Origin of the sequence: Serratia sp. Tan611 (assembly GCF_905188235.1) — a bacterium.
In the GTDB taxonomy this organism is placed as follows: domain Bacteria; phylum Pseudomonadota; class Gammaproteobacteria; order Enterobacterales; family Enterobacteriaceae; genus Serratia_B; species Serratia_B rhizosphaerae.
This window is the reverse complement of the sequence record NZ_LR994655.1, coordinates 3,149,970-3,167,167: the sequence shown is the minus strand read 5'-3', so window position 1 is coordinate 3,167,167 and position 17,198 is coordinate 3,149,970. Positions and strand designations below refer to the sequence as shown.

Annotated in this window: 8 protein-coding genes and 1 tRNA gene; 4 read left to right on the top strand and 5 right to left on the bottom strand. The window is 59.0% G+C overall.

Annotated elements, in window-relative coordinates; genetic code table 11:
* Positions 1-88 precede the first annotated feature (88 nt).
* The 4 genes from nac (at position 89) to TAN611_RS14980 (ending at position 12,036) form a co-directional block, all read left to right on the top strand.
* The gene (gene nac, locus TAN611_RS14995) at positions 89-1,012 is read left to right on the top strand and encodes a nitrogen assimilation transcriptional regulator NAC (RefSeq protein WP_105231756.1); all 924 of its coding nucleotides are present in this window, start codon (positions 89-91) and stop codon (positions 1,010-1,012) included.
* Positions 1,013-1,169: 157 nt separating this feature from the next.
* Positions 1,170-5,258: an autotransporter domain-containing protein gene (locus TAN611_RS14990; protein ID WP_203066657.1), complete on the top strand. Its 4,089-nt coding sequence runs from the start codon at positions 1,170-1,172 to the stop codon at positions 5,256-5,258.
* A 166-nt stretch (positions 5,259-5,424) separates the two neighbouring features.
* Positions 5,425-10,773: an autotransporter domain-containing protein gene (locus TAN611_RS14985; protein WP_203066656.1), complete on the top strand. Its 5,349-nt coding sequence runs from the start codon at positions 5,425-5,427 to the stop codon at positions 10,771-10,773.
* Between the two features lie 258 nt (positions 10,774-11,031).
* Positions 11,032-12,036 carry a LacI family DNA-binding transcriptional regulator gene (locus tag TAN611_RS14980; RefSeq protein ID WP_160030604.1) on the top strand — a complete coding sequence of 335 codons (1,005 nt, stop codon included), beginning with the start codon at positions 11,032-11,034 and terminating at the stop codon, positions 12,034-12,036.
* On the opposite strand, the gene TAN611_RS14975 is transcribed toward TAN611_RS14980, so the two are convergent.
* From TAN611_RS14975 to mtfA, 5 genes are all read right to left on the bottom strand, one after another.
* Positions 12,029-12,913 carry an NAD(P)-dependent oxidoreductase gene (locus TAN611_RS14975; RefSeq protein WP_203066655.1) on the bottom strand — a complete coding sequence of 295 codons (885 nt, stop codon included), beginning with the start codon at positions 12,911-12,913 and terminating at the stop codon, positions 12,029-12,031. The two genes, TAN611_RS14980 and TAN611_RS14975, sit on opposite strands and share 8 nt — an antisense overlap.
* Before the next feature lie 54 nt (positions 12,914-12,967).
* Positions 12,968-14,323 carry an NAD(P)H-dependent oxidoreductase gene (locus TAN611_RS14970; protein ID WP_160030606.1) on the bottom strand — a complete coding sequence of 452 codons (1,356 nt, stop codon included), beginning with the start codon at positions 14,321-14,323 and terminating at the stop codon, positions 12,968-12,970.
* Positions 14,324-14,357: 34 nt separating this feature from the next.
* Complete coding sequence (locus TAN611_RS14965) at positions 14,358-15,716, bottom strand: MFS transporter (RefSeq protein ID WP_160030607.1); 1,359 nt, start codon at positions 15,714-15,716, stop codon at positions 14,358-14,360.
* A 354-nt stretch (positions 15,717-16,070) separates the two neighbouring features.
* Positions 16,071-16,146, bottom strand: a tRNA-Asn gene (locus TAN611_RS14960).
* Positions 16,147-16,248: 102 nt separating this feature from the next.
* Positions 16,249-17,037, bottom strand: a complete 789-nt coding sequence (mtfA, locus tag TAN611_RS14955) for a DgsA anti-repressor MtfA (RefSeq protein WP_203066654.1) — start codon at positions 17,035-17,037, stop codon at positions 16,249-16,251.
* Positions 17,038-17,198 lie beyond the last annotated feature (161 nt).

Genomic DNA, 17,198 nt, shown 5'->3' with positions numbered 1-17,198 from the left:
GTTGGCGGCGTCATTGGCTTTTTCCCCCGATTATGGCCCGGATCTTGCTGTGGGGTTAGCGTTGTTTTTTGCGCATAACGGGGGCTCCATGAATTTCAGACGTCTTAAATACTTTGTCAAAATCGTCGATATCGGCAGCCTGACGCAGGCAGCGGAAGTGCTGCATATTGCGCAACCGGCGTTAAGCCAGCAGCTGGCGACGCTGGAAGGCGAACTTCAGCAGCAACTGCTGATTCGCAGTAAGCGCGGCGTCATGCCGACCGAAGCGGGCAACATTCTCTATGCCCATGCGCAGACGATTTTGCGCATGTGTGAGCAGACTCAGGCCGCCGTCAGCAACATCGGGCTGGCGGTCAGCGGGCAGGTTGCCCTTGGCGTCGCCTCCGGCTGCGCCGCCGCGCAGCTGGCGATGCCGCTGCTGCAGGCGATGCGCGATGCGCACCCCGGCATTCTGCTGCGCCTGCATGAGGATACCGGCCCGGCGCTGACCGATCAGGTGGCCAACTGCGCGCTGGATATGGCGGTTATTTATGGCACCAAGGCGCCGCAGGGGTTTAATACCACGGTACTGGCGAAAGAGGATCTGTATCTGGTGGCGTCACGTTCGGTGCCTAATCCCGGCGACTATATCGATCTGCGGGCGCTGGCGCGGCTGAATCTGTTTTTACCGCACCGGGGAGACAGCGTGCGCGATCAGATTGAAGACGCGATGGCGGTGCGCAAACTGGCGTTGAATGTCGTCGGCGAGATCGAATCGCCGACCATGCTCAGCGCCGCCATCGCCGGCGGGCTGGGGGCGACCATTTTGCCGGAGTCCGCCGCGCGGGCGCTGACCGGCCCGGCCAGAGCCTGGATGGCGCGTATCAGCAATCCGTCGCTGGCATTGCCGCTGGCGCTGTGCGTGTCTGTTCAGCAGCCGCTGTCTGAAGCGGCGCAGGCGGTGAAAGCGCAACTCTTGGCGATGATTGCCGCACCGGGCCAGCCGAAACGCGCGCTGACGCTGGTGCAGTAACGCGAGGCTGACTTTTCTCCTCAATCTCTCGCCGTATGAGAGATTTTCGCACGTCTTTTCTGAATTATTGCGCCCGTGTGGCGCATTCCCCGTCCCTATGCCAGCCTTATTGTGCCGCGGTTGGCGGCGCAATAATAATCAAAAAGAGGGAGGGTATATGGAGAAGCTCTGGGGGCATCCATCGTTACCGGTCAAAACCCGGCTGTCGCGGCTGTATGTCGCGCTGACGGCGGCGCTGACGCTGGCCGGCACGGTCGGCGCGGCCTATGCGGAAAACATCAGCGTCGAAAACGGCGAAAAGCGGATCAGAGAGGTGGACTTTGCATCGTTAGGTAAGGTCAGCGGTAAGGGCAGCGAGTGGCGGGTTAGTGATGCGTTGGCGATCAGCGACGGGCTGTATGTGCTGGATGGCGGCGTGATGAGCGTCGGCCGGCTGGAAGCATCAGGCTCGTTTGTTGGCACTAACAGTTCGACGGAAATTGTCGTCAGCGGCAGCGGTTCGCATCTACAAATAGAAAATTATCCAAGGATGGAAATCCTCTCGCTGTCCGATCATGGCCGTTTTAGCAGCGCGAGTAATGCGTTAGAAATCCATGGCGGCCTGATAATAGGCAGTCGTGGCACCCTGGATGGCCATGCGCAGGATGATGAGGATGTGGTGGAGAAAGGGTGGGATATTTTTACCCTGGGGGAAGCGCAGGCGCCCGGCGTATTGGATCCTAATATTGTCGTCTTCTTTGATCGGGATACGTATTTGGGCGGGCGCTGGAACTCCCTCATCTTCAACCATACTGCGGATGACTATCAGTTTGTCAACAGCGTCAGGGACGACGAGGGACATGCGTCGATAGCCAATTTTGCCGGCAATACCACCATGTCCGGCGATCTCAGCAATTTCCATGGCGATATCTTCGTCAAAGGCGGCAAGCTGACGATTAACTCTGATGTGGGGCGCTACAAGATTGATCCTCCTTATCAAGGTCTATACGTTGAGCGAGGCGGTACGCTGATCCTCAACGGCACCATCGGGGGATTTGGCCGCGGCATCGGTTTTACCACTTCGCTGTTTGTTGATCCCGGCGCGAGGCTGGGCGGCGATGCGACCATCGGCCGTACGATTATCGAGGGCGGCGGCCATATTGCTCCCGGCGACGGCAGCACGGGCAAGTTCGACATTAACAGCTATCTGACCTTTAAAGACGGCGCGTTTTATGACGTGGATATCGCCGCCGACGGCCGCAGCGATACCATGGCGGTGGTCGGCCAGACGACGATCGGCAACAACGTGAAGGTGCTGGTGAATATGCTGGATCCCTACACCAGCTATCAGGATGAACAGACCTACCGCATACTCACCTCCGAAAAAGATATTGCCGGCATGTTCAGCGAAGCGGTGCTGGATTCGGCCTTTCTGGAAGCGACCTTTAAACGCGGCCAGCAGTTTATCGATCTGCTGATTAAACAAATTACCCCCGGCGGCGATGTGACGCTGGACGGCGATCGCCACGTTTCTCAGTCGGTCTCCTATGCCGGCGCGGTCAGTATGGGTCAGGATAAAGCCAGCGAGTGGTTGATAGACGGCGGTACGTTCAGCGCTAAAAAGCTGATTATCGGCTCTGAACGCCAGTCGCAGGCGGCGGTGCGGGTGGAAAACGGCGCTAAATTGGTGACCGAACGGGCAAGGATCGACTACGGTCTGGATGATGCCGACTATCAACACCGGCCGATGGCGACTATCAGCGGTAAAGGCAGCGAATGGCGGGTCAATGACTGGCTGTCGCTTGCCGGCAAGTTGGACGTGCTGGACGGCGCGCAGGTGAGCGTCGGCGATCTGCTGGCCTCTGAACGTCCCGCCGAGGCGAAAAAGTCTGCGGATATTTACGTCAGCGGTGAAGGCTCGCATCTGCACACCCGTGGAACTACCGACGCCGATGTGCTGGCGCTGGCGAACGGCGGGCGCTTCAGTAACGATAATAAACAGTTAACGCCGCGCAGCGCGCTGGTGATCGGCAGCCGCGCCTCTTTTGACGGCTATTCGGCGGATGGCCCTTACGGCCGCGAGATCTGGCCGCTGCCTACGCTGGGCGAGGCGCAGGCGCCCGGCGTGATTGACCGCGATATTGTGATCACCACGCCAACCGACCATCGGGGTATGCGGGGGTCGATTATTTTTAACCATACGTCGGACGACTATCAGTTCGCCAATACCATCATCGGCAGTGGATCGATGGCCAACGTGGCCGGGCAGACCACGCTGACCGGCGATCTCTCGCAATACGGCGGGCGCATTTTCGTGAAGGGCGGCAAGTTAACGATTGACGGTGATGTAGGCACGAACGTGGAGGAGTCCGAAAAACTACAAGGGTTGGCGGTAGAGAACGGCGGAACGCTGCTGCTTAACGGTAATGTGGGGCATATCATCGAGATTTCTCCAGGGTTTACGGATTTTTCAACGGCATTGTTCGTAGGCGGCGGCAGTGTACTGCGCGGTAATGCGACGACAGGCCGGGTGAGTATCGGGCGCGGAAGCCATCTTTCCCCCGGGGATCCTGACAATAACGCTATCGGTCAATTTATCATTAAGAGTAATTTGGGCTTCAATGAGGGCGCGTTTTATGACGTTGATATCGCCGCGGATGGCCGCAGCGACTATGTGAGGTCGCAGGGCGGCGCTTATATCGACAAGAACGTCAAGGTGCTGGTCAATACCCTTGATCCGCACACCAGCTATCAGGATGGGCAAACCTACCGCATTCTGACCGCCGGCGGCGGCGTTAACGGTATGTTCAGTGAAGCGGTGCTGGATTCGGCCTTTTTGGACACGGAGTTGACGCGCGATCATCAAAACGTCGATCTGACCATCCGGCAGAAAGAGACCGGCGGCGGTGACGACGGCCATACCGGTGGCGGTGATGACGGCCATACCGGCGGTGGTGACGACGGCCATACCGGCGGTGGTGATGACGGCCATACCGGCGGTGGTGATGACGGCCATACCGGCGGCGGTGATGACGGCCATACCGGCGGTGGTGATGACGGCCATACCGGCGGCGGTGATGACGGCCATACCGGCGGCGGTGACGACGGCGATATCGGCGGCGGTAAACCGGACGTGCCAGGCATCTTCCAGACGGTGGCGACCAGCGACAACCAGTGGAACACCGCCGGTGCGCTGAGCTCGCTGGCGCAGCAGGGGCCGTCGCTCGGCCTGTACAACTCGCTGCTGATGCTGAATGCGGGGCAGGCGCGCGAGGCGTTTAACCAGCTGTCCGGCGAGCAGTATGCGTCGGTGCAGGCGAGCCTGCTGCAGAGCGGTACGCTGGTGGGCAGCGTGGTGAACCAGCATATGCAGACGATGTTCGACGGCGACAGCCTGACGGTGCCGCCGCTGGCGATGAGTCTGGTGCAGGGTCCGGAGCGCGAGCGCAACGGCGCCTGGGGACAGATGTTCGGCAGCTGGACGCGCAGCAAGGGCGACGGCAACACCGGCAAGCTGGACAGCAACACCGGCGGCTTCCTGGTGGGGGCGGACCGTGAGCTGAGCGACGGGGTGCGCGCCGGCGCCTACGCGGGCTACAGTCGTACCCATTTCGACGTTGACAGCCGTGCGTCGTCGGGCCACAGCAACAACTACCACCTGGGTCTGTATGGCGCGGGGCAGCGCGATGCGCTGGCGCTGCGCGGCGGCCTGGGCTACAGCTGGCACCGGATTGAGAGCGAGCGCAACGTCGGCTTCGGCGGCTATAGCGACCGGCTGAAGGGGGATTACGACGGTAATACGCTGCAGGCGTTTACGGAGCTGGGCTACCGGCTGCGCTATGAGTCATCGAGCGTGGAGCCGTTCGTCAACCTGAGCTACGTGCGTCTGCATACGGATGCGGTGCAGGAGCAGGGCGGCGCGGCGGCGTTGAGCGTGCAGGATGAGACGATGAACACCTTCTACTCGACGCTGGGCCTGCGCGGTGCGACGGATATCCCGGTCTCGGGCGTTGACGTCACGCTGCACGGCAATCTGGGCTGGCAGCACGCCTACGGCGACACGGACACCTCGGCGCGGATGGCGTTCACCACCGGCGACAGCTTTGCCACCAAGGGCGCGCCGGTGGATAAGGACGTGGCGGTGGTCGGCGTCGGTCTGGACGTGCCGCTGACGCGTTCGACGCGTGTCGGGGTGTCCTATCAGGGACAGTACGGCTCGCAGCTGCAGGCCAACTCGGTCAATGCACAGCTGACGGTCTCGTTCTAACCCGCCGTATTTACAGGTGCGGGCTGCCGGATTCTCCGGCAGCCCTTTTTATTTCAAACAATCCTATTCTGAATTCCGGCGCCCGCGTGGCGCATTCCCCGTTCCTATGCCAGCCTTATTGTGCCGCGGTTGGCGGCGCAATAATAATCAAAGAGAGGGATGGTATATGGAGAAGCTCTGGGGGCATCCATCGTTACCGGTCAAAACCCGGCTGTCGCGGTTGTATATTGCACTGGCGGCGGCGTTGACGCTGGCGGGTAATATCAGCGCGTCCTATGCGGAAAATATTAAGGCAGAGGATAGAGCGGGACGCGCGGGCGATGTTGACGGCATGTATGGCAATGAACGGCGTCTCGCTAACTTTCAGGGGGGCTTTGACGTTTTGAACGGCAAGGTGATGAACCTTGAGCCGCTGGGTTTTGGTCATGATGGACAGGGCGGCGAGTCGACGGAAGCTTATGTCAGCGGCGTTGGTTCGAGTTTGCATGTTACTGGGGAGCCTCCGGCTGATGTGCTGGCTTTATCCGAACGCGGGCGCTTTAGCAGCGATGTTAACCCGGTATATGTGAACGGCGCATTTATTATCGGCAGCCTGGATGGTACTCCGTCCCAGGATGAAAACGGTGAGGTATGGCGGCTGTCGACGTCGGGGCCGGCGCAGGCGCTCGGTGTGCTGGATGCCGACATCGTGGTGGATACCGGCACGTATAATATGGGAATGTCGAATTCTATTACCTTTAACCATACCGCAGATGGTTACCGCTTTGTGAATGCCATCATCGGCGACGGGGCAATAGCGAATGTTGCCGGAAATACGGAGTTAACCGGCGATCTTAGTCGTTATAACGGGCACATTTTCGCCAAAGACGGCAAGCTGACGGTTAATACCGATATCGGCACGGAAGATGACCTGCTGATCAGAACGCAGCATCTCTATGCCGAAGATGGCGGGACGTTGATCCTTAACGGCACGATAGGGAGATTTGCGCGCAATATCGGTTTTTCAACCTCGCTGTTTGTTGAATCCGGCGGCGTACTGGGCGGCAATGCGACCATCGGCCGCACGGTGGTGGAGCGTGACGGACATTTTTCCCCCGGCGACGGCGGCATCGGCAAGTTTGATATCAACAGCTATCTGACCTTTAACGACGGCGCGCTCTATGATGTGGATATCGCCGCGGACGGCCGCAGCGACAGTACGGCGGTATTGGGCCAGACCACCATCGGCAAGGACGTCAAGGTTCAGGTCAATGCCCTTGACCCGCATGCCAGCTATCAGGATGGACAAACTTACCGCATCCTCACCTCTGAAAAGGATATCGCCGGCACGTTCAGCGCCGCGGTGCTGGACTCGGCGTTTTTAGACGCAACGCTTGAGCACGGCAAGCAGTTTATCGATCTGATTATTAAGCAGCTCCAGCCCGTCGGCGATGCGATTCTTGATGGCAGCCGGCATATCTCCCAGTCGGTCTCCTACGGCGGTACGGTCAGCGTCGGGCAGAATCAGGTCAGCGATTTACTGATTGACGGCGGCACCTTCAGCGCCAAAAAACTGGTGGTCGGCTCCGAGAGCCAGCCGCAGGCGACGGTGCGGGTGGAGAACGGCGCCCACCTGGTCACCGATGATGCCACGGTGAACTACGGCCCGGACGATACCGACTACCGATACGGCCCGAAAGTGGCCGTCGCCGGTAACGGCAGCGAATGGCAGATTGCCAACCGGCTGGCGCTGGCCGGCAAGCTGGACGTGCTGGACGGCGCGCAGGTGACGGCTGGCGAGCTGGCGGTGGCCGACCGGCCCTGGAACGGCACAAAAAGTTCGGATATTTACGTCAGCGGTGAAGGCTCACGCCTGCATTCCCGGGGGCGCAGCGATATTGATGTCCTGTCATTAGCTGACAATGGCCGTTTCAGCAACGACGGCGGCAGGCTGGCGCTGAAAACGGCGCTGATTATCGGTAGCCGTGGTTATTTTGACGGTCATGTGCCTGCAGATGATGATAACAGTTGGACGCCGCCTATGCTGGGTGGGGCGCAAGCGCCCGGCATCCTTGATCCGGGCATTGCCCTGACCGCGCCGACCATTATTTTTAACCATACCGCGGATGATTATGCATTCGGCAATACCCTCACCGGCAGCGGTGTAATGGCTAATGTCGCCGGTCAGACGATATTGACGGGCGATCTCGGCAATTACTTTGGCGATGTGTTCGTCAAAGAGGGTAAGCTGACCATCAATACCGATCTGGGCACTAATCCTGATTATCAGTTGTTAAAAGAGCATAAACTGCGCGTTGAGGACGGCGGAACGCTGATCCTTAATGGCACCATGGGAATGTTTGCCCGCAATGTCGGCTTTTCGACCTCACTGTTTGTTGAGCCCGGCGGCGTACTGGGCGGCGATGCGACCATTGGCCGCACGGTGGTGGAAAACGGCGGCCATCTCTCCCCCGGCGACGGCGGTATCGGCAAGTTTGATATCAACAGTTATCTGACCTTTAACGATGGCGCCTTCTACGACGTGGATATTGCCGCGGACGGCCGCAGCGACAGCACGGCGGTGTTAGGCCAGACCACTATCGGCAAAAACGTCAAGGTACAGGTCAATGCCCTTGACCCGAACGTCAGCTATCAGGACGGGCAAACCTACCGCATACTCACTTCTGAAAAGGATATCGCCGGCACGTTCAGCGCCGCAGTGCTGGACTCGGCGTTTTTAGACGCAACGCTTGAGCACGGCAAGCAGTTTGTCGATCTGATCGTGAAGCAGCTCGGGCCCATCGGCGATGCGCTGCTTGACGGTAGCCGGCATATTTCCCATTCGGTTTCCTATGGCGGTACGGCCAGCGTCGGGCAGGATAAGGTCAGTCATTTACTGATTGACGGCGGCACCTTCAGCGCCAAAAAACTGGTGGTCGGCTCCGAGAGCCAGCCGCAGGCGACGGTGCGGGTGGAAAATGGCGCCCGGCTGGTCACCGGCGATGCCACGGTGAGCTACGGCCCGAACAATACCGACTACCGATACAGCCCGAAAGTGGCCATTGCCGGTAAAGACAGTGCATGGCAGGTAGGCAACCAATTGGCGCTGGCCGGGGAGCTGGACGTGCTGGATGGCGCGCAGGTGACCGCCGGCGAATTGGTGGTGGCCGACCATCCTTGGGACAGTAAAAAAACGTCAGAGATTTATATCAGCGGTGACGGGGCGCACCTGCACTCTCGGGGATTCAGCGGAGTGGGCGTGCTGTCATTAGCCAACAATGGCCGTTTCAGCAACGACGGCAGTAAACTAGCGCTGAATACGGCGCTGATTATCGGCAGCCGCGGCTATTTTGACGGTTATTCACCTACGGATGTCAATGGTCATGAGATCTGGACGCTGCCGGCGTTGGGTGAGGCGCAGGCGCCAGGCATCCTGGACCCGAACATTGTGGTGGATACCTTAACCTACAATATGGGTATGCAGCGCTCCATCATCTTTAATCACACTGCAAGCGATTACCAATTTGCCAATACCGTCAACGGCGACGGCACGATGGTTAATGTGGCCGGTCAGACGACGCTGAGCGGCGATCTTACCGGATACAATGGGTATATTTTCGTGAAGGGCGGCAAGTTGACGGTTAACGGCGACATGGCGACCAATATTAGTTTTTACCCGAGGTACCAGGAGCTGCGTGTGGAAGATGGCGGTACGCTGATTCTCAACGGCACCGTGGGTGCATTTATCGAGCAATCGCTGGGCAATCCGGGTTTTTCCAGTTCGCTGTTTGTTGAATCCGGCGGCGTTCTGGGCGGCAATGCGACCATTGGCCGTACGGTGGTGGAACGTGGCGGCCATCTTTCCCCCGGCGACGGCGACATCGGTAAACTGACCGTCAGGAGCTACCTGACCTTCAAGGACGGCGCGTTCTACGACGTAGATATTGCCGCGGACGGCCGCAGCGATACGGTGGGGATGCAGGGTGAAACGACTATTGGCAAGAACGTTAAAGTGCTGGTTAACGCACTCGATCCGCATAGCAGCTATCAGGATGGACAAACCTATCGCATTTTAACTTCTGGCGACGGTATTAAAGGCATGTTCAGCGAAGCGGTACTGGACTCGGCCTTTTTAGAGACGGCGCTGACGCGCGACCGGCAAAACGTCGATCTGACCATCCGGCAGAAAGACACCGGCGGTGGTGACGACGGCCATACCGGCGGCGGTGATGACGGCGATACCGGCGGTGGTGACGACGGCGATACCGGCGGTGGTGACGACGGCGATACCGGCGGTGGTGACGACGGCCATACCGGCGGCGGTGATGACGGCCATACCGGTGGCGGTGATGGAGGCAATACCGGCGGCGGTGACGACGGCGATATCGGTGGTAACCCGAACGCACCGGGCATCTTCCAGACGGTGGCAACCAGCGACAACCAGTGGAACACCGCCGGTGCGCTGAGCTCGCTGGCGCAGCAGGGGCCGTCGCTCGGCCTGTATAACTCGCTGCTGATGTTGAACGCAGGACAGGCGCGCGAGGCGTTTAACCAGCTGTCCGGTGAACAGTATGCGTCGGTGCAGTCGAGCCTGCAGCAGAGCGGCACGCTGGTAGGCAGCGTGGTGAACCAGCATATGCAGACGATGTTCGACGGCGACAGCCTGACGGTGCCGCCGCTGGCGATGAGTCTGGTGCAGGGTCCGGAGCGCGAGCGCAACGGGGCCTGGGGACAGATGTTCGGCAGCTGGACGCGCAGCAAGGGCGACGGCAACACCGGCAAGCTGGACAGCAACACCGGCGGTTTTCTGGTGGGGGCAGACCGTGAACTGAGCGAGGGGGTGCGCGCCGGCGCCTACGCGGGCTACAGCCGTACCCATTTCGACGTTGACAGCCGTGCGTCGTCGGGCCACAGCAACAACTACCACCTGGGTCTGTATGGCGCGGGGCAGCGGGATGCGCTGGCGCTGCGCGGCGGCCTGGGCTACAGCTGGCACCGGATTGAGAGCGAGCGCAACGTCGGCTTCGGCGGCTATCGCGACCGGCTGAAGGGGGATTACGACGGTAATACGCTGCAGGCGTTTACGGAGCTGGGCTACCGGCTGCGCTATGAGTCATCGAGCGTGGAGCCGTTCGTCAACCTGAGCTACGTGCGTCTGCATACGGATGCGGTGCAGGAGCAGGGCGGCGCGGCGGCGTTGAGCGTGCAGGATGAGACGATGAACACTTTCTACTCGACGCTGGGCCTGCGTGGTGCGACGGATATCCCGGTCTCGGGCGTTGACGTCACGCTGCACGGCAATCTGGGCTGGCAGCACGCCTACGGCGACACGGACACTTCGGCGCGGATGGCGTTCGCCACCGGCGACAGCTTCACCAGCAAGGGCGCGCCGGTGGATAAGGACGTGGCGGTGGTGGGCGTCGGTCTGGACGTGCCGCTGACGCGTTCGACGCGTGTCGGGGTGTCCTATCAGGGACAGTACGGCTCGCAGCTGCAGGCCAACTCGGTCAATGCACAGCTGACGGTCTCCTTCTAACTACAGGCACCCGGTTAACGCGCCGGGTCAAGCGTAATCAGGCCCGCTCACGTTCTCTTGAGCGGGCTTTTCCAATTATGGCGATCTGAACGGGAGTGCTTTGGCGGGTCACTGGCTAATTGCCCGCCTGTCCTGCAAACGGCATCATTCAACCCGGCGCCTTGTAAACCATGATGATGATGCAAGAACATTTATCTTGTCAGGTGATTAATCTACCATGAGCTTATCCGGGCGAATGATGCGAGGCTGAGTATTACATTGACAGGTAAAAAGAAAAGTACCATCAAAGAGGTCGCAGCCTTGGCGGAGGTGTCGATCGGCGTGGTTTCCCGGGTGTTGAACCCTGGCTCTGGCTCCGTGTCTGAACGCACCCGCCAGCGTATTCTCAAAGCCATGCAAACGCTGAACTATACCCCGCAGAGCGCCGCCCGTGAGCTAAAAACCAGTTTGAATAACACCATTGGCCTGGTGGTGGCAGATATCGCCAACGATTTTTTCGCTGAAATTGCCGATCTTATTGTCCGTCGCGCCAGAGAAATGGCGATGAATGTCATTTTGGTCACCACCCAGGAGGATCCGCAGCTGGAGCGGGAAAGCCTGGAAATGCTGATGCAAAAACGGGTAAAGGCCATCATCGCCACGCCGACCAGCGACAACAGCGATATGTGGCAATCCATCAGCGAAATGGGGATCGCGGTGATCTTCATCGATCGCTATCTCAAGGACGTGGCGCACGCCAGCGTCATTGGTTTTAATAATGAAGCTTCTGCCCGTGAGGCCACCTGCTATCTTGCCCGGCAGGGACATCGGCGCATTGGCTGGATCAGCGGGCCGCTGAACACGTCAACCTCTTTGCAGAGGCTGGAGGGGTACCAGCAAGGATTGCAAGCCAGCGGCATTGGCTGGGAGCCGCAGTATGCGGTGGTGAAGAACTTTCGCGATCCGCTTGCCAGCCAGGCGCTTGACGAGCTGCTGGCGCTGCAGAACCCGCCGACGGCCATTATTATCGGCAATACTTCAATTGCGCCGATGATTATGTCGCGCATCCGGGCGCTGAAACTTGCCGTCCCGGAAGATCTGTCGCTGATTGTTTATCACGACAGCCACTGGAGCCGGTTACTGAGTCCGTCCATCAGCGTTATCAAACATCCGCTGGAAGCGCTGGCCGATAAGGCGTTATCCAGCCTGTCTGGCGAGAAGCAGGAACCCTGTGAACTCAACAGCCGGTTAATCAAGCGCGAGAGCGTGCTCCGGATTAAATAGGCGAACCGTTCAACCGCCGGATTTGCCTGATAATGGCGCAGTGATCCAGTTCCCCGTCGCCGGCGGCAATCATCTGGCTGAAGAGCGTATTTATTTTTTCCGTCAGCGGTAGTGTCAGACCCAGTTGCTGAGCCAGCGCCACAGCGCTGCGCGTGTCTTTGAGCTGCCACTTTGCCGCACCGCGCGCCTTAAAGTCCTCGTTCACCATCCGCGCGCCGTGTTGCTGCAGCAGGGTCGAATCGGCAAATCCGCCCAGCAGTGCTTCGCGTACTTTTGCCGGGTCGGCGCCGCCTCGCTGGGCGAGCGTAAAGGCTTCCGACAATAAACTCAGGGTGCCTGCGACAATGATCTGATTGGCGAGTTTAGCCAACTGCCCGGCTCCGACGTCACCGATACGCGTGACGGTTCCCAGATGAGCGAGCAGGGGGCGCAGGCGATCGATGTCCTCAGCATTACCGCCGGCCATTAATGATAACGTACCGTTTTCTGCTCCCGCCGTGCCGCCGGACACCGGCATATCGATATACTCAGCCTGCGCGCTCATTGCCTGACGTTGCTGCTCCATCACTATCGCGGGCGACAGGGTGCTCATCATGACAATCACCGTGCCGTTGGCGATATGCCGCAGCGCGTTAGCGTCGAAAATCACCTCATTGCAGGCCTGCGCATCGCTTAATAAACAGATGATGACCTGACTGCCGGCCAGCAACTGGGCGGAGGAGTCCGCGACTGCAATACCATATTCCTTCAGGGCGCGCGCTTTTTCCCTGGAGCGATTCCACACCGTGACGGTATAACCGGCGGCGGCGAGGCGTCTCGCCACCGGTTGCCCCATGAGTCCGGTCCCTAACAATCCAATGCGTGTTTCGGCTGCCATGTTTCCTCCTGAGATAACCGCCGCGCCGTATAGCGCAGCGGGTCATGCCGTTATTTATAAGCCTGCCAGACTGACCATCTGCTTACGCAGCTCGACGATATCCAGATTGTTGTCAAACTGAACATCGGAGAAGCGCACCGCCTGGTTTTTGGCAACATCGCGAACCAGACGGACGTGGTGCGCCAGCCCCATCGGCAAGAGATCCTGCGCCACGCTGATGCTGGCCGGCAGCGCATTGGCCCAGACGGTGAAGCCACCTTCGCCATCCAGCATTTCTCCGGCTTTCAGATCGCGCTTGGCGGTCGCCACCGCATCGCCCCGGAAGCTTAATGCCGAACCGGTGGCCTCTCCGCGCAACACCGCAGAAAGAATGCTGATGCTGGTCTCAAGGCCAATCAGGTGGAAGGGGCGCCACATGGAGGCATACCATCCGCTGGGGTCTGTCAGCAAGCCATACTGTTTGAAACAGGCGCGGCTGTACTCATCTTTGGCTTTAAAGGTGACAAATACGCCGTAGCGGATGTTGTTGAGCACTTCCCGCCCGTCCGGCTCCTGGCTGGCGGCAATGTCGACCAGACCGCTGCGGCTCAGCCGCCCGCCGTCAGATTCCGGTGAGAACACGCGCGCCAGGTCATGCACGCCGGCAGGGGGGAAAGCCAGCCCGTTATCGGGGCAGTCCAGCCCGGTGGCGTTGGCCACCGCCGCCATTTCAATCGCCGCTTTGGTGCCGTCGGTGAAAGAGTTGTACATCTTGGGGTTGAAGTCGCCGGCCGCCACTTCCTCTTCGCTCCAGCCGAAAAACCCCCACACGGTATCGGGCGTGGAGTAGCGATAGCGCGGTTCAAAATTCATGCCTTTACCTGCGGCCACGATGTCAAATCCGCAGGCCCTGGCCCAGTCCACCAGCTCACAAATAATGGCCGGCTGATCCCCGTAAGCCATGCTGTAAATGACGCCGTTTTTACGCGCACGTTCGGCGATCAACGGCCCGCACAAGACATCGGCTTCGACATTCACCATCACCACGTGCTTGCCATGTTCGACGGCATGGAGCGCGTGACGCGTGCCTGCCAGCGGGTGTCCCGTCGCTTCGACAATACAGTCAATCTGCTCACAGCGGAACAGCTCTTCCGCGTCCTCAACCACGCAGGTTGATCCTTCGCGCAGTGCCGCCTCAATATTTGCGGCCTGATACTGGGAATCCGGCCAGCCGACACGCGCCAGCGCCGTCCGTGCTTTTTTCACATCAAGATCGGCGACGGCCACCACCTGCAAGCCGGCAAGATGGCGTAACTGGGCAAGGACCATCGAGCCAAATTTACCTGCGCCGATAATGCCAACCCGGACGGGCTGCGCGGAACCTGATTTTACGGCACCGGCGCGCTCGGCTAACAATGCTGCTAAGTTCATGTGCTACTCCTTTACAAGGTGTGATGTGTCGGATTTAACGCCAGCCAGCGACCTGGCGGCGGCTTTTACTCAGGAGATAAATCAGTAACGGCGAAAACAGCACCAGAATCGATAACAGGTAGAGACCATTTTGCGATTTACCGCTAAGGGAGATGGTGAGCCCCACCAGGAAGGGGCCGAAAAAACCGCCGATATTGCCGATGGAATTAATCAACGCCAGACCGCCGGCCGAACCTTGGCGGGTCAGGAAAGAGGCGGGCAGGGTATAGAACGTCGGGACGCACGACAGCATGCCGACGGTCGACAGCGTCAGCCCCAGCATGGAAATCACCGGCGAATCACTGATGGCGGCAACCACAAATCCGACAGAAAACAGCAGCGAAGGCAGGATGAAATGCCAGGTGCGCTCATTGGTTTTATCAGAATGGTTTGACCACCAGCACATCACGACGGCGCCAACAATATAGGGAATGGTGCCCAGCAGTCCGACCACGGTATCAGAGTAATCAAAGCGCTTAATAAATTGCGGCATCCAAAAGCCGAGGCCGGTCAGGCCAATCACCGTAAAGAAGTAAGCCATGCCTAAAACCCAGACGCGGCGATCCTTGAACATCGCCTTTAAGCCGGCGTGGCCGACCGCTAATGTCGCCTGCCGCTCTTTTTCCATCAGCGTCTGGTAGGCCCGGCGCTCTTCAGAACTGAGCCAGGAAGCCTTGGCCGGTTCGTCGGTGAGGTAAAGAAAGACAATCAGCGATAAAATGACCGGCGGGCAGCCTTCAAGTAAAAACAGCCACTGCCAGCTTTCCAGGCCGCCGACCTGATGAAAATTGTCCAGAATATAGCCGGAGAGGGGGTTGGCGATAATCGCCGCCAGCGGCACCCCCAGGTAGTAAATGGAAAATACCTTGGCCAGCTCCTGTTTAGGAAACCAGGTGGTGAGATAGAAAATAATGCCCGGCGCCAGACCCGCTTCGGCCACGCCGAGTAAAAAGCGCAAAATACTGAGGCTGACCACCCCTTGGGCAAAGGCCATCGCCATGGAAATCACGCCCCAGGTGATCATTATCCTGGCCAGCCAAAAGCGCGCGCCGTAGCGTTCCAGCAGCACATTGCTGGGGATCTCAAACAGGATATAGCCAAAAGAGAAAATGCCGACGGCAAAACCAAACTGCTCCGGCGTTAACCCGAGAGCGTGGTTCATGGTTAATGCCGCCATGCCGATATTGGAGCGATCAATAAACGCCAGCAGATACATCATCAGGATCAGCGGCATTAAACGCATCCGAGCTTTTTTGATCGCGCCACTCGCCAGTGGCGAGATTTCTGTCTGAGGCTGGCCCGGCGTAACGTCAGCGCCGGCCAGTGAACTGTCATACTCTTCTACGTGTTTCATGATGAATCCCAGTAGTGTTTTAACCCCCGGAAATATCACGGAAAATGCATAGATACCGCGATGCCTGAATAAAAGTAAAACGTTTTACTTTTTTGTGAGTTTTACGACAGACCGTTAAACAGTCAAGGGGATGTCGCAGAGAAGTTAAAAAATTGTGACTAAGTTAACGTGTCGCCTTGGCGGCTAAAAAGCGCGCCGAGGGCGAAGACTTACCGCTGGCGGCAGGGGAGGCGGGAACTGTTGTTTGATACCGAACGGCTGAAGATAACGTCGATTGCCGGGGCATCTGCCGGCACAGAGAAATGGAAAAGCAAAAAGCCCGCTTAAGTTTCCTTAAGCGGGCTTCTCTAAATATGGCTCCTCTGACTGGACTCGAACCAGTGACATACGGATTAACAGTCCGCCGTTCTACCGACTGAACTACAGAGGAATCGTGTGAACGGGGCGCATCATATCCAGCCGCTCCGGGTGTGTCAACGCTAATTTAGCGCTTTTGATTCAACTGCTCAGCAACTGAGCAGGGCGGGCGTAGTTAGGCCTCGCCGCCGCCGTGTTCGCTCTGCCAGCGCTGCAGCCGCGCCAGCGGATCCTGGCGGTAGAAGCGGCAAAACTGCGGGTATAGCGTGGGGAAACGCTGGGCCAGCAGATCCGGCGCGCTGAAGAAATATTCCGACAGCACCGCAAAGCACTCGGCGGGATCGCTGGCGGCATAGGCGTCGATGCTGGCGGCTTCCTCGCCGACCAGATCGATCTCGTCCTGAATGGCGTCCATCGCGCCGTGCAGTTCGTGCTCCCAGGCCGCCACCTCGCGCAGCGGCATCGGTGGTACGCCGTTGGCGACGCCGCCGTTGCGCATATCCAGCTTATGCGTCGCTTCGTGGATCACCAGGTTAAAGCCGGACAGATCGAACGAGTCCTGCACGTCCTGCCAGTTCAGCACGATGGGGCCTTGCTCCCAGCTCTGCCCGGACTGCACCACCGGCCCGGAATGCACCAGCCCCAGATCGTCCTGCCACTCTTCTTCCACCACAAACGGGGAAGGATACAGCAGGATTTCATTGAAGCCGTCCAGAACGTCGACGCCCAGCTCCAGCACCGGCAGGGCGAACAGCAGGGCAATGCGCATCTGCATCAGCGGCGTCAGCGGCAGCTCCTGCAGCGGCACGATGCGCTTTTGCTGCAGCAGTTTCTCGGCAAGCGCCGCCAGTCGGCGGCATTCATCGTCATCAAGCGGCATCAGCAACGGAATTGCCAGCGCTTCCTGCCATTGGGCGGGCGTCAGCGCCGGGGAGGGCGTGGTTTTCCATGGCCATCTAATCATCAGGGCACTCATCAATGCTTATAGGTTCGGTAGCGTCAGGCTTGCTTGAGTAAAAATGCCGCAAAATCAGCCGTGATAGCAAGTGTTTTAAGCGAGAGGCATCGCCGCCAGGGCAAAAATGCGTATAGTGACCATTCAAACACTTAGCGCTGTTTTAGTCA